This window comes from Vibrio sp. SNU_ST1, from assembly GCF_030563405.1.
GTDB lineage: Bacteria > Pseudomonadota > Gammaproteobacteria > Enterobacterales > Vibrionaceae > Vibrio.
This window is the reverse complement of the sequence record NZ_CP130749.1, coordinates 642,574-656,588: the sequence shown is the minus strand read 5'-3', so window position 1 is coordinate 656,588 and position 14,015 is coordinate 642,574. Positions and strand designations below refer to the sequence as shown.

The window sequence follows — 14,015 nt, the reverse complement described above, 5'->3', positions numbered from 1 at the left end:
CACAATGACGCCCACGAAAGGTGCTAGCCTCCAATATCGTGGATTAGCTTATAACCATAATTAGTGTGTAAAACAACTAAATTTGGATGCTAGCATGAGTAAAGATAGCATAATCTTCATTGGCTTAGATACGCATAAGTCATTTATTCAAGTCGCTGTTTTGCAAGAACATCGAGGAGAAAATCCGCAACACATTGACCTATTAAATCTAATAAGTCTGCGTTAATTAAATTTGCCAAACATTAAAGAAAGCGGACGCTACAAAGGAAAGCGAGTGATACAAGGTGGAGGTGCTCAAGTTCGTATAATATTATACATGGCGATGCTGTCTGCCATGCAATGTAACCCCGTTTGAAAGCGACATATCAACGACTTTTAGACGCTGGAAAGTCAAATAAAGTCGCGATTATTGCATGCGTGCACAAGATGGTTGTAATCTTAAATTCAATGCTCAGAGATGGTGTTATATGGAATGAAAACAGCGCCAAAAATTAACTATCGACGCCATAGTCGTTTGTTAGCATGCTGTTTCCGTAACAAAATCATTAATTTAAGAGCGTGTAGTAAAACGTATTTTAGTACTGTGAAAATCGTTGTACAAATGCTGATGGAACTGACGTGAACTTTTGGATTCTCTAACCGAGCATGTCGCCCATAAACAACTGAATGCTATGCATTTAATGTAAAAGTGGGTCTAAACATTCAGTGTGAAAACGTGCAAGCACATATTGCCGCCGATGTAAGGCACGTTATCATTTTTAACCAATCATTAATTTACTAATTAACAATTTAACATTAACGCCCTCGTTAAACTCGTGCTCATTCAGAGTTAAAAACCACTCTTTTTTAAGTCATTCATTATTCAACAAGCAATAAACTGTCTGTGCGTACAGCCTAACTAACAGGCATTCACAACACTATAATGCAGCGATACAACAAATACCCCACACGAAACGTACACAGCAAGACTGCCCTCAACTTTAAAAGAACCCGATAAAAACTTGGTCTTAAGCTTTTAACGAAAGGCTTCTAACTAACATAGCGCTTTACACGCCCTAGCGAACCCTTACAATGTGCAGCAAATATATTTATCAAGGTTTATCTCTATGTCTATTCAATGGTTTCCGGGTCACATGCATAAAGCCCGTAAAGAAATCGAAGAAGTTATCCCACAGGTTGATGTGATCATCGAAGTACTGGACGCTCGTATCCCGTTCAGTAGTGAAAACCCAATGATCTCTTCACTGCGCGGCGATAAGCCTTGTGTAAAAGTGTTGAACAAGCGTGACCTTGCGGATCCTGAACTGACTCAACGTTGGATTGAGCACTTCGAGAAAGAGCAAGGCGTTAAAGCGATTGCGATTACGACTAGCGTAAAAGAAGAAGTTAACCACGTTATGGAGCTAGTACGTAAGTTAGCACCGCACCGTGAACAGATGGGTAAGAACATTCGTACAATGATCATGGGCATCCCGAACGTGGGTAAATCGACCATCATCAACTGTTTAGCGGGACGTACGATTGCAGTTACAGGTAATCAACCTGCGGTAACTCGTCGTCAACAACGTATCAACCTGCAAAACGGCGTGATCCTTTCAGACACTCCTGGAATCCTATGGCCTAAAGTAGAAAACCCACACAGTGGCTTCCGCCTGGCTGCAACTGGCGCGGTAAAAGATACAGCAATGGAATACGATGAAGTGGCATTCTACACAGTCGAGTACCTTGCAAAGCAATACCCTAACCTTTTGCAAGAACGCTACCAAATTGAAGAGCTGCCTGAGTCTGATATTGAGTTGATGGAAGCGATTGGCCGTAAGCGCGGCGCACTTCGTGCGGGTGGTCATATCGACATCCACAAGTGTTCTGAGATCTTGCTTCACGAACTGCGCAACGGTACTTTAGGCAAAGTTACTCTGGAACTACCAGAAATGATCACCAAAGAGTTGGTTGAAGTTGAAGAAGCAGCGGCACTGAAAGCTGAACAACAAATTAAGAAGAAAGAAGAACGCCGTAAGCGTTACTTGAAGAACAAGCGTTAATCTCTCTTCGTTTTAAGAAAAAATCACATGGTGCGACTAAGCGCCAAATAATTGAAGCGTCTACTCTAATCAAAAAAGCCCCGAACAATTTAATGCTCGGGGCTTTTTGGTTTGTTCTTCTGCTTTAAAGCAACTTCAGTACGAGGCAGCTGTTGAGCAAGGAACGATTATTCAACTTGAAGTGACTAAGAATACACAATGCTTGCTGTTTTCTGTTCAAGTTCAACGGGAGAGCTCCAAGAGATCACCTTCTCATTCACTTGACTTCCACACGGTGCATCCCACACTTGCTCTAGTTCTTCTTTACCACCAATCGCTTGATAAAAAGCAATGGCTTGGTGATTTTCAGACATCACCTCTAGGTATAGACCTGAATCCGAATAGTATTGCTGCAACCACTTCGATAATTCAGACAATAGACGCTTACCGACACCTCTACCGCGATAATTATTGTCTACATGTAACGCATCAATGAACGTGCCACGCTCAAAATTGTGATTACCAAACGCGCAGACGAAACCAACCAGTAAACCGCCCTCTTCAAGCAATAAAACATGTTGGTTAAAAGGAGGGTTAATCAAACGAGTCTGCCAAATAACAGATCTGTCCTCCAAAACATCATTTTCTAAGTAATCATCAGCAAGAATGCCACGGTAATATAGCTTCCAGCTATCCGCGTGTAATTGGGCAATCCGCTCATAATCTTTATATTCAGCTACCTTAATTTCCATTTATTAGCCCTTAGTACTTCCATTTATGACTTGCTACTACATTTCACACTACCTTTATACAATATTTAAGCAAAACATACTAATACACGTTTACACTTTCAATATTGACTTACACGTGTACGCTGATATTCTAGCGCACAGATGTAAGCTCAATGGGAATTTGCTAATGAATAGTGCCGACAAACAATCTACAAAAAAGCCGCCATTAATCTGGCTCAATATTTTTGTATTCTCTTTTAGTATGCTGCTTGCTGTTGTTGCAGCTCCCGTTTATGGCTACTTTTTCGGCTATGGCATGGAGCACTGGATATGGCTAGCGATCTGCTTTACGTTCTGTAACCTTTCAATCACGACGGGTTATCATCGCTTATGGTCACACAAAGCGTTTGAAGCGCATTCAAGCCTAAGATTCCTGTTTGCACTAGGTGGCGCGTTTGCCCTGCAGAACAGCGCGCTACACTGGTCTTCTGATCACCGTGTGCATCATAAGCACGTGGATAACAACGACAAAGACCCATACTCAGCAAAACGTGGTTTTTGGTATTCTCACATCGGGTGGATGATTCGCAACTACAGCACCTCGATGTATGAAAATTATGAAAATTGTCGAGATTTAAAGAAAGACAAAATTGTTATGTGGCAGCACAAGCACTACGTTCTGTTGGCATTGCTAATGAACTTCGGTGTTCCTATCGCTTTAGGTATTATTTACGGTGACGTACTTGGCATGTTGTTAGTCGTAGGCGCTGTTCGTTTGGTACTTAACCACCACACAACATTCTTCATTAACTCTCTTGCTCACATCTGGGGTAGCCAACCTTTTACCGACAAAAACACGGCCCGTGATAATGGTGTGCTAGCGGTTCTTACTTTTGGCGAAGGCTACCATAACTTCCACCACATCTTTGAGAACGACTACCGTAACGGCATCTACTGGTGGCAATACGATCCAACAAAGTGGTTGATCAAGAGTGCTTCGTTGATGGGACTGGCAAGTAAGCTAAAGAAAACCCCTCAAGCTCGTATTGAAAAAGCAGAAGCATCAATGTTACTTAAACTCACGCAGCAAAAGATCATGCATCGTGCCGACAAGCAACAAATCGCAGACAAGCTTCAACAAGAATTCGATGCTCTAGTATCAAACATGAATGAGTATTACGAAGTAAAAAAGCAGCTACTTGAAAGCAAACGCGAAGATGTTGTGAAGAAGTACGAACACTCTCTGCTTAAAGTTCGTTACCAACAAATCAAAATGAATTTTGAGCAACAGAAAAAAAATTGGGCAATGACTGTGGAACAGTATGCTTAAGGTGGAATAATAGACTTAAGGCAGGGTAATCCGCTTAATGCACCAGTAATGACACTGTTTAACTCTTATTTGAAGCCCTCATATTACTATGAGGGCTTTTTTATGAGCGTAACCTATTAGCCATTAGCCATTAGCCATTAGCCATTAGCCAAATACTGTCAAGTCTAAATTGTGGACTTCAAGAACCATAGTTATTGGATTCCAGAACTCTTTCTTCAATCTGAATTTATACTTATATTACTTTAACTTACTGAGTTTAGAGCTAAGGAATTAAAAATGAGTAAACTGACTATTATTGCAACGATCGTCTCTAAAGAAGACAAAACTAATCTTGTTAAATCAGAGATGATTAAATTGATCGATAAAACCCGTGCTGAAGACGGCTGTATTAATTACGATCTGCACCAAGATAACAGTAACCCTGCCCACTTCGTTTTTCATGAGAACTGGGAATCTGAAGCTCATCTAGACAAACACTTAGCGAGCCAACACATCGCTGAGTATATGGCTGCGACTGAAGGCTGTATTGAAACCTTTGTGCTTAATAAAATGACGCATATCGCCTAACCAGTCACTCAGAACTGATTCAATAAAAACCCTGCTCTTAACGCAGGGTTTGTCTTTTCAAGAAACTTTTATCCGCTCATTCTGACAATTAAGAAATCCACCACTATCATCGCCTTACTCAAAAACAGCCATTTCGTTAAATGTTTCCTTTCAACATACAAAAACCACTCACGATTTATAAAACAACGTCTCTATATGCAACTAAAACAAACAAAGGTGATCCAAGTTATATTCTAGCAAGCTGCAAAATTTGTTTATTAACACCCAAACAACAGTAGTTAATCAATATTTACAACCACAATTAACATAGGAAAAAATGTTTGTCTTAGATCATACCAAAGTCAAGTTTGTCTCGTGCCACAGTTCGGTTTTCTGTACATTCATTGTCATATTCTGAAACACTTTCTTATATTTTTTAAACTTTGTGGAGATTTCTATGTTAGAGCTCTTGATCGGATTAGTAATTACCATCGCTGTTGGTTACTTTATTGTAAAAGGCTATAAAGCCGCAGGCGTGTTACTAACTGCAGGCCTTGCCCTACTTCTTATTACTGGCCTTATCGGTCACACAGTCTTACCAGCAAAGGTCGCTTCAACAGGTAACATGGTTACCGACTCACTAGAATTTGTTAAGTACATGCTTCAGTACCGTGGTGGTGGCCTAGGCATGCAAATCATGCTTCTTTGTGGTTTTGCTTCTTACATGACCCACATCGGCGCAAACAACGTGGTAGTGAAACAATTCTCTAAACCGCTTGCTGCTATCAAGTCTCCATACGTACTTCTTGTTGCGGCCTACATCGTAGCTTGTCTAATGTCTCTAGCAGTAAGTTCTGCAACAGGCCTTGGTGTGCTATTGATGGCGACCCTATTCCCAATGATGACGGCAATGGGTATTTCACGCCCGGCAGCGGTTGCAGTTTGTGCGTCACCTGCAGCCATCATTCTTTCACCAACTTCTGGTGATGTGGTTATCGCAGCAGAAAAATCAGGCATGTCTCTAGATGTGTTTGCCGTTCAAACGGTACTGCCAGTTTCTATCTGTGCGATCATCGTAATGGCAGGTGCCGCTTTCTTCTGGAACAAATATCTAGATAAGAAAGAAAACACACCTATGGAAAAAGTTGACGTTTCTGAAATCGAAACAACAGCACCAGCTTTCTACGCTGCACTTCCATTCCTACCTATCATCGGTGTTTTCCTATTCAACGGCCGCACAATTCCAGGGCTTTCACTTGATATCTACACCATTGTGGTAGGTTCAATCTTCGTGGGTGCAGTTATCGATTACGTTGTTAAGAAGTTTGACGGTGAGAAAACATTAGAAGATTTAGATTCTTGCTACCAAGGCATGGCTGACGCGTTCAAAGGCGTAGTAATGTTGTTGGTTGCGGCGGGCGTATTTGCTCAAGGTCTAATGTCTATCGGTGCAATTGATAACCTAATCGGTCTTGCTGAATCGGCAGGCGCTGGCGGTATCGCATTGATGCTTATCCTAACAGGTTTAACGGTTGCTGCAGCTATCGCGACAGGTTCTGGTAACGCGCCTTTCTATGCATTCGTAGAGCTGGCTCCATCACTGGCGGCGAAAATGGGCTTGAACCCTGCGTTCCTAATCATCCCTATGCTTCAAGCATCTAACTTAGGCCGTACCATTTCTCCAGTATCTGGCGTAATTGTTGCGACATCTGGTATGGGAAAAATCAGCCCGTTTGAAGTTGTTAAACGTACTTCTGTTCCAGTAATCTGTGGTCTTATCACGGTTATCTTTGGTACGCTGGTATTGGTTCCAATGGCAGCTTAACTATAAGAAACACTCTATCTAGACTGATACAAGCTAAGATAGAGATGCCGATATAAAATGCCCTAACAAAAAGGCGCTGAACTTAGTAAGTTCAGCGCCTTTTTTATTGTATCTTAATTTAGAATATTCAAAACTCTATCCGTTGGAGTGTCACTCTAAAAAATCTTCACAAAAGCTTTAATCGGCACGGCTTGAAATAGTTTATTTCAAAGGAGCAAGCCTTACTTCATGTCACCATAGCGTTCTAGATACAAAACCGTTGCAGCAGTACGTGAAGGCACTTGTAATTTTTTCAGTAAGCTCTTCATATGCACCTTAACTGTCGATTCAGAGATAAACAGATGATCAGCGATTTGTTTGTTACGGTAACCTTTTGCGACTTCTTGCAGGATCTGCATTTCGCGTTCAGTCAGTTGGTCAAAAATATCATTTCGGCTATCAGCATCATTCAAGTAACGAGAGACTACACTGCTGTAAGCCTTGTCACCGCTATGTGCTTGCTTAAGCAGTTCAATCAGCTCATCGGGTTCAGTATCTTTCAATAAGTAACCATCAGCGCCCGCCTTAACAATCGCTTCGATATCCGCAGGGCTATCAGAAACGGTTAAAATAACAATGTTAGCGCTTGAGCCATCAGTGCGAAGTGCTTTCAAGGTATCTAATCCAGACATGCCTTTCATATTAAGATCCAATAGGATCAAATCAGGTTCTTCTTCATGGGCAAGAGCGACTGCTTCAGTACCGTTACTTGCTTCTGCAATCACTTCAAATTCATCTTCAAAGCTCAGTAATTGGCTTATACCTCTGCGCATCAATGGATGATCATCAACCAGCATCACTTTACAAATCGTCAACTTTAACTTCCTTCAAACTTTTATATTTCAATATGACTGTACAGCCTTCACCTTGAGCCGCCTCAATCGTTAAGTCGCCATTCAGTCTTGCCGCACGCTCCTGCATAATGCTCATCCCGTAGTGGTTCATCTTCGAACTACTTGGGTCAAAGCCATCTCCATTATCTTTAATCACGACTAATACTTCTCCGTCCTCATCGATACAGCATACATCTATCAAATCGGCATTGGCGTGTTTTATTGCATTTATTGTTGCTTCACGAATCAATTGAAGCAAGTGAACCTGACTGTGAGCATCAAGCTCTAACGATGAGAGATTATTGGTTAAATTAATCTTCGCATCGGTTCTTTCGGAGAGCTCTTCAAGCATGGTGCTCAGAGCATCTCCAAAGTTGCTCTCTTTTATAGTCAACCTGAATGTAGTAAGCAGCTCTCGTAATTGAGTATAAGCATCAGCCAAACCATTCCCAATCTCTGAGGCTATCTGTTCTGACTGCTCTCGATGTTTGTGCTCGGGAAGCTTACCAATGACACGCTTTAACAATGTCACTTGGATCTTCAAATACGACAGAGATTGAGCCAATGAATCATGCAGTTCACGCGCAATCGTCGCACGCTCTTCCATAATAATAAGCTGCTCAGCTTTCTTTTGCGCGCGATTATAATAGATAGCTCGCGATAATAGTTGGATAAAACTCTCAATTAGTGCCTTTGTTGAATGACCATGATGATATGAGCAATACAGATACCCCAAGACAAGTTCGTTATCATCTAGCTTCATTTCAAACTTTTCATAATCTAAGTTCGAATCATACCCTTCATCCATTATCAAAGAACGTCCCGAATTATCGACTATCTCTAACCTTAGAGATTCAATCCCTTCTAAGCTAACCAAATGTTGCAAAATAGCACGGAAATTTTCCGGTGCAATGCGCGTTACCGTGAGCTCTTGAGAAGAATAATAAAGAGCCTGTAATGATTGATTGGCATTTTGTAACTCAACCGTCTTAGCATCAACAACACCTTCAAGGTTTCGATACAGCACCCCAAGATCTTTCGCCATCGAATTAAATGTTTTGGTCAAAATACCCAGTTCATTATTATTCGTAACCTCTAATTTAACCTCAAAATCACTATTTTTTATTCTTTGGCTTGCTCGAACAAGTGCATGCAAAGGTTTAACAACTTGTTTACGTACAAAATGAACAACAAAAAGAGATATGACGAGTATTCCACCTAGACCTATACCTCCAGCCCATGCCAATTTAATTAATTTATCTTCTGAAAACTCTTGCAACTTAAAAACAAAGCTGTCGATTTCAATAACAAAGTTCTTAACTAACACAAGGTAGTGTTTTCGGTCTTCACTATTTAAAACCTGCTTCAATTCATGCCAACGACCAATAATTAAATAATAATCATTCGTAATATCACTTGGTACTTCCCAACTCACCAAATTAGTCATTGATGTGGAATAAAGAGAACTTTCAAATTCACGAATGTGGGAATCGTAATCGATTGATTCTATTTGAATATCATGCGCTAAACGGTAGCTTTGCATACGCATTGAGCCTGCCACGTTAACCGCCTCGGCATCGTTAAGGCTGGACGCTAATGTAAAAATAGCAAAACCAGTAGTGGCAACTGAAAGGAGCAATATTAATAGCAATGATTTCGCTATTGTACTCGTCACAGATGAAACAGGTTTAATAAGCAAAATCAATATCCTGAGGTATATAAAGTGGCTATCGGGAACCTATTGTCACACATCAAAAAACAGAGCTCCATTCAATATGTGAGCAAACGCTTCATAATTTATTGATCTAAGACAATATAGGATCCTATTTAGCCCTTAAGGGGTATTTATACAAATATTTCTAAAACTACACTACTTGTGAGGATAAATGACAAGATATTAACGAACCAATGACCTACAATTACAACATCTTAGCAACATTAATAGGTATTTAGTGGTAGACCTATCGAGACGACGCCTATTTTCTAGGCGCAAAGTAGATTCAAGCCAAATTCGATTGCCTTGGATTAAAAGTCTAGAAAGCTTCGCAGATGACTGTACACGTTGTGGTAAATGCATCGAAAGTTGCGAGACTCACATCATCATTATCGGCGACGGTGGTTTTCCTACTGTCGACTTTTCGAAAGATGAATGCACGTTTTGCTATCAATGTGCTGACGCTTGTCCTGAACCAATTTTCAAGTCCAAGGAAGAAAAACCTTGGCAAGCCAAAGCAACTATCTCTGATAAATGCTTAGCGCAACAAAATGTTGAATGCCGAAGCTGTGGTGACATGTGTGAACCTATGGCGATTCAGTTTCAACTTAGAGCCGGCAGTGTTGCTCTACCAAAAATCAAGTTAGATGAGTGTAGCGGATGTGGAGCCTGCGTAGCAGTTTGCCCTACTTCGGCTATTCTTGTGAGTAATGCATAAAACAAAAATAACGAGAGCAATTTATGGCACTAAATGAAGTGCATATATCAAGTTTAGTCGTGCATGTGAGCCCAGAGCATCTAGACGAGATCAAAGCACAAATCGAGCAGTTCGATAACGCAGAGATCTACGGCTGCAGTCCTGAAGGCAAAATCATCGTGGTCCTAGAAACCGAGAACCAAGGTTTTGTTACGGACACCATCGAAGAAATTAATAATATTACGAACGTTTTAGGGACAGCTTTGGTTTATCACCAAATCGAGACTGGACTGGACGAAACGGATTTAGAAACTGGAAGCAACAATTCTCAACTTGAGGGTGAAGTATGAAAATGACAAGACGCGCGTTTGTGAAAGCAAACGCAGCTGCATCAGCGGCAGCCGTTGCAGGTGTAACTCTACCAGCAACAGCAACCAACCTGATTGCTAGCTCTGATCAAACAAAAATCACGTGGGATAAAGCGCCTTGTCGTTTTTGTGGTACGGGCTGTTCGGTACTAGTTGGTACTCAAAACGGTAAAGTGGTCGCGACTCAAGGCGACCCAGAAGCACCTGTAAACAAAGGCCTTAACTGTATTAAAGGCTACTTCCTTTCAAAAATCATGTACGGTAAAGACCGTCTTGAACAGCCTCTTCTTCGTATGAAAGATGGTGAGTTCCACAAGGATGGTGATTTTGCACCAGTATCTTGGGACAAAGCTTTCGACGTAATGGCTGAGAAATGGAAAGCCGCTCTGAAGAAGAACGGTCCAACAGGCGTTGGTATGTTCGGTTCAGGCCAGTGGACAGTAATGGAAGGCTACGCAGCGGTTAAGCTGATGAAAGCGGGCTTCCGTTCAAACAACATCGATCCAAATGCTCGTCACTGTATGGCTTCTGCGGTAGGTGCATTCATGCGTACTTTCGGTATCGATGAGCCAATGGGTTGTTATGATGACTTTGAACACGCAGATGCGTTCGTGCTGTGGGGTTCAAACATGGCAGAAATGCACCCAGTACTATGGACTCGTATTACAGACCGTCGTCTAAGCCACCCACACGTTAAAGTAAACGTACTGTCTACTTACTACCACCGTTCTTTCGAGCTTGCAGACACAGGTTACATCTTCGAACCTCAATCTGACCTTGCGATTGCAAACTTTATTGCAAACTACATCATCCAAAACGATGCTGTAAACTGGGACTTCGTTAATAAGCACACGAACTTCAAACAAGCAACGACTGACATCGGTTACGGCCTTCGTGATGACGATCCGCTACAGAAAGCAGCTGCGAACCCTAACTCAGGTAAAATGACTGATATTAGCTTCGAAGACTACAAAGCTTCTGTCGCTGAATACACAGTTGAAAAAGCATCTGAAATGTCAGGTGTATCTCAAAATGACCTTATCAAGCTGGCTAAGCAATACGCAGATCCAAACATCAAAGTAATGTCACTTTGGACTATGGGTATGAACCAACATACTCGTGGTGTATGGATGAACAGCCTTGTGTACAACATCCACCTTCTTACAGGTAAGATTTCTACCCCAGGTAACAGCCCATTCTCACTAACTGGTCAACCGTCTGCGTGTGGTACAGCTCGTGAAGTAGGTACGTTCTCTCACCGTCTACCGGCAGATATGGTAGTTAAGAACCCTAAACACCGTAAGATTGCAGAAGACATCTGGAAACTTCCAGAAGGCACTATCCCTGCTAAGCCAGGTGCTCATGCTGTTGTTCAAGACCGTATGCTCAAAGACGGTAAGATCAACGCGTACTGGGTAATGTGTAATAACAACATGCAAGCTGGTCCAAACATCAACACTGAGCGTCTACCAGGTTACCGTAACCCAGACAACTTCATTGTATGTTCTGACCCGTACCCAACAGCAACAGCTCAAGCAGCTGACCTTATCCTTCCGACAGCAATGTGGATCGAAAAAGAAGGTGCTTACGGTAACGCTGAACGTCGTACACAAGCATGGTATCAACAAGTTAAAACTGTAGGTGATGCGAAGTCTGACCTATGGCAAATCATGGAGTTCTCTAAACGCTTCACTGTTGAAGAAGTTTGGGGCGAAGAACTTCTTGCTAAAGCACCAGAGCATCGTGGTAAAACGATGTACGACGTGCTGTACAAAAACGGCAACGTTGATGCATTCCCGCTGTCTGAAGCTCAAGAGCTTAACGACGATGCACAAGCTCAAGGTTTCTACGTTCAAAAAGGCCTATTCGAAGAATACGCTGCCTTTGGTCGCGACCACGGTCACGACTTAGCACCTTACGATACTTACCACAAAGTGCGCGGTCTACGTTGGCCCGTTGTTGACGGTAAAGAAACATTATGGCGCTACAAAGAAGGGTCAGATCCATACGCTAAAAAAGGTTCTGGTTGGGATTTCTACGGCAAGCCAGATGGTAAAGCTCTTATCATCAATGCACCTTACGAAGCACCACCAGAAGTACCAAGCGATGAGTACGACATGTGGCTATGTACAGGTCGTGTTCTTGAGCACTGGCACACAGGTACTATGACTCGTCGTGTACCAGAACTTTACAAAGCAGTACCGGATGCACTTTGTTACATGCACCCTACTGATGCCAAAGCTCGTGGCCTTCGCCGTGGTGATGAAGTTCTTATCGAAAACAAACGTGGTGAAGTACGCGTTCGTGTTGAAACTCGTGGTCGTAACCGTCCACCACAAGGCTTGGTATTCGTACCATTCTTTGATGCAAGAATTCTGATCAACAAGTTGATCTTGGATGCAACAGATCCTCTGTCTAAGCAGACGGATTACAAGAAGTGTCCAGTTAAGATCACTAAGGTTTCTTAAGCGCCAATTGCTTTTAGAACCTAGATACAAGATCTAACGTATTTAATATTGCGACTACTTTTTTCATCACTTTTTGAAAAAAGTAGTCCACTCAAAGAATTAGCCTTTAGGCGGAGAAATTAACCATGAAAAAACTGATTACTGCCCTACTATCAGCTGGTCTTTTGCTAGCTGGTGCAGTTCAAGCTCAAGCTGAGCTAGATAACCCAGGCGGCATTGGTGGCGTAGAATCTCTACGTGGTGCAAGTGAACTTGAAGCAACTCGCGCAGCAGATGACTTCAAAAAGTTCCCTCGTGACCAAGTGCTTGAAAGTGACTACGTATATCAACCACCTTTAGTACCTCATACTATTCGTAGCTATGAAGTTTCTCTTAACGCTAACAAGTGTCTTTCTTGCCATAGCTGGAAAAACGCAAAAGAAATGGGTGCGACTAAAGTGAGTGTAACTCACTACATGAACCGTGAAGATGCGGTTCTTGCTGATGTTTCACCTCGTCGTTACTTCTGTCTACAGTGTCACGTACCTCAAGCTAATGCTAAGCCACTAGTTGAGAACGAGTTCAAACCTGTAGATTCACTGCGTTAATCGTAGCCGGACTGTAAGAGAGGCTATATATGATAAAATTACTTAAAGCGTTTTGGAAAAGACTCGCAACACCAAGTAAAGCAGCAGTAGGCGTTGTTTTATTCTTGGGTTTCTCGGGCGGTCTTTTATTCTGGGGGGCATTCAACACGGGTATGGAAGCAACCAATACGGAAGAATTCTGTTCTGGTTGTCACGCTCCTATCGTTGCTGAAATCCAAGAAACAATTCACTACTCTAACCGCTCTGGTGTTCGTGCTATCTGTTCAGATTGTCACGTACCCCATGAATGGTCAGATAAAATCGTACGTAAAGTTCAGGCATCAAAAGAGCTGTTCGCATACTTCATTTTAGACACCATAGGTACTGAAGAGAAGTTCAAAGCACGTCGTGCTCACCTTGCTGAACGAGAGTGGAAACGTATGAAAGGCAATGACTCACTTGAGTGTCGTAACTGTCACCAGTTCGATTACATGGACTTCTCAGAGCAAAGCCCTCGTAGTGCGAAACAGCACTCTACTGCATTGGCTTCTGGTGAAAAAACATGTGTAGATTGCCATAAAGGTATCGCACATAAACTACCAGACATGCACGGCGTTGAAGGCTGGCAATAAGGAGCAATTGAATGAGTACTTTAGAGAACGTAATCTGGCACATCCTAGGTTACACCGCTATGCCAGTTATCGTACTTGGTGGCTTTGCAGGTGTTGCAGCCGTATCTCTTTGGATTTTATCTATGAGTAAAGACAAAGAAATCGACTAACAATCGATACACGTCAACTTTTATCAGCTAATTTTAATCCATTCTGATATGGGTTGACTCTAAAAAGCCACTGATTTCAGTGGCTTTTTTATTATC

General features: G+C 42.1%; 13 protein-coding genes and 2 pseudogenes. 12 read left to right on the top strand and 3 right to left on the bottom strand.

Annotation, left to right across the window (positions count from 1 at the left end):
- Nucleotides 1-94: 94 nt before the first annotated feature.
- From Q5H80_RS17270 to ylqF, 3 genes and pseudogenes are all read left to right on the top strand, one after another.
- Nucleotides 95-240: pseudogene (locus tag Q5H80_RS17270) on the top strand (IS110 family transposase); the annotation flags it as partial.
- A pseudogene (locus Q5H80_RS17265) lies at nucleotides 236-495 on the top strand (transposase); the annotation flags it as partial. The pseudogenes Q5H80_RS17270 and Q5H80_RS17265, both read left to right, overlap by 5 nt.
- A gap of 611 nt (nucleotides 496-1,106) precedes the next feature.
- On the top strand, nucleotides 1,107-2,042 hold the full coding sequence (ylqF, locus tag Q5H80_RS17260) for a ribosome biogenesis GTPase YlqF (protein WP_139684926.1): 936 nt from the start codon (nucleotides 1,107-1,109) through the stop codon (nucleotides 2,040-2,042).
- Between the two features lie 185 nt (nucleotides 2,043-2,227).
- On the opposite strand, the gene Q5H80_RS17255 is transcribed toward ylqF, so the two are convergent.
- A complete protein-coding gene (locus tag Q5H80_RS17255) occupies nucleotides 2,228-2,773 on the bottom strand; it encodes a GNAT family N-acetyltransferase (RefSeq protein ID WP_304570624.1) in 546 nt (181 codons plus the stop codon).
- Nucleotides 2,774-2,939: 166 nt separating this feature from the next.
- On the opposite strand from Q5H80_RS17255, the gene Q5H80_RS17250 reads away from it, so the two are divergent.
- From Q5H80_RS17250 to dcuC, 3 genes are all read left to right on the top strand, one after another.
- On the top strand, nucleotides 2,940-4,082 hold the full coding sequence (locus Q5H80_RS17250; protein ID WP_304570623.1) for a fatty acid desaturase: 1,143 nt from the start codon (nucleotides 2,940-2,942) through the stop codon (nucleotides 4,080-4,082).
- Nucleotides 4,083-4,358: 276 nt separating this feature from the next.
- On the top strand, nucleotides 4,359-4,649 hold the full coding sequence (locus Q5H80_RS17245; protein ID WP_304570622.1) for a putative quinol monooxygenase: 291 nt from the start codon (nucleotides 4,359-4,361) through the stop codon (nucleotides 4,647-4,649).
- Between the two features lie 436 nt (nucleotides 4,650-5,085).
- A complete protein-coding gene (gene dcuC / locus Q5H80_RS17240; protein WP_009845449.1) occupies nucleotides 5,086-6,453 on the top strand; it encodes an anaerobic C4-dicarboxylate transporter DcuC in 1,368 nt (455 codons plus the stop codon).
- Between the two features lie 221 nt (nucleotides 6,454-6,674).
- Here dcuC and Q5H80_RS17235 read toward each other — a convergent pair whose 3' ends face one another.
- Together Q5H80_RS17235 and narQ are read right to left on the bottom strand one after the other, a co-directional pair.
- Nucleotides 6,675-7,307, bottom strand: a complete 633-nt coding sequence (locus tag Q5H80_RS17235) for a response regulator (protein WP_017076057.1) — start codon at nucleotides 7,305-7,307, stop codon at nucleotides 6,675-6,677.
- On the bottom strand, nucleotides 7,294-9,024 hold the full coding sequence (gene narQ, locus Q5H80_RS17230; RefSeq protein ID WP_304570621.1) for a nitrate/nitrite two-component system sensor histidine kinase NarQ: 1,731 nt from the start codon (nucleotides 9,022-9,024) through the stop codon (nucleotides 7,294-7,296). Before narQ ends, Q5H80_RS17235 begins: the two co-directional genes overlap by 14 nt.
- A 253-nt stretch (nucleotides 9,025-9,277) precedes the next feature.
- On the opposite strand from narQ, the gene napF reads away from it, so the two are divergent.
- The 6 genes from napF to Q5H80_RS17200 all read left to right on the top strand — a co-directional run bounded on the left by napF (nucleotide 9,278) and on the right by Q5H80_RS17200 (nucleotide 13,919).
- A complete protein-coding gene (gene napF, locus Q5H80_RS17225; RefSeq protein ID WP_304570620.1) occupies nucleotides 9,278-9,757 on the top strand; it encodes a ferredoxin-type protein NapF in 480 nt (159 codons plus the stop codon).
- Nucleotides 9,758-9,780: 23 nt separating this feature from the next.
- Nucleotides 9,781-10,086 (top strand): chaperone NapD, encoded by a 306-nt coding sequence (locus Q5H80_RS17220; protein WP_304570619.1) that lies wholly within the window; start codon nucleotides 9,781-9,783, stop codon nucleotides 10,084-10,086.
- On the top strand, nucleotides 10,083-12,572 hold the full coding sequence (napA, locus tag Q5H80_RS17215; protein WP_304570618.1) for a periplasmic nitrate reductase subunit alpha: 2,490 nt from the start codon (nucleotides 10,083-10,085) through the stop codon (nucleotides 12,570-12,572). Before Q5H80_RS17220 ends, napA begins: the two co-directional genes overlap by 4 nt.
- A gap of 125 nt (nucleotides 12,573-12,697) precedes the next feature.
- Nucleotides 12,698-13,159 (top strand): nitrate reductase cytochrome c-type subunit, encoded by a 462-nt coding sequence (locus Q5H80_RS17210; RefSeq protein WP_004731324.1) that lies wholly within the window; start codon nucleotides 12,698-12,700, stop codon nucleotides 13,157-13,159.
- Nucleotides 13,160-13,188: 29 nt separating this feature from the next.
- A complete protein-coding gene (locus Q5H80_RS17205) occupies nucleotides 13,189-13,770 on the top strand; it encodes a NapC/NirT family cytochrome c (protein ID WP_304570617.1) in 582 nt (193 codons plus the stop codon).
- An 11-nt stretch (nucleotides 13,771-13,781) separates the two neighbouring features.
- The gene (locus tag Q5H80_RS17200; protein ID WP_304570616.1) at nucleotides 13,782-13,919 is read left to right on the top strand and encodes a TIGR02808 family protein; all 138 of its coding nucleotides are present in this window, start codon (nucleotides 13,782-13,784) and stop codon (nucleotides 13,917-13,919) included.
- The last annotated feature ends 96 nt before the right edge of the window (nucleotides 13,920-14,015 follow it).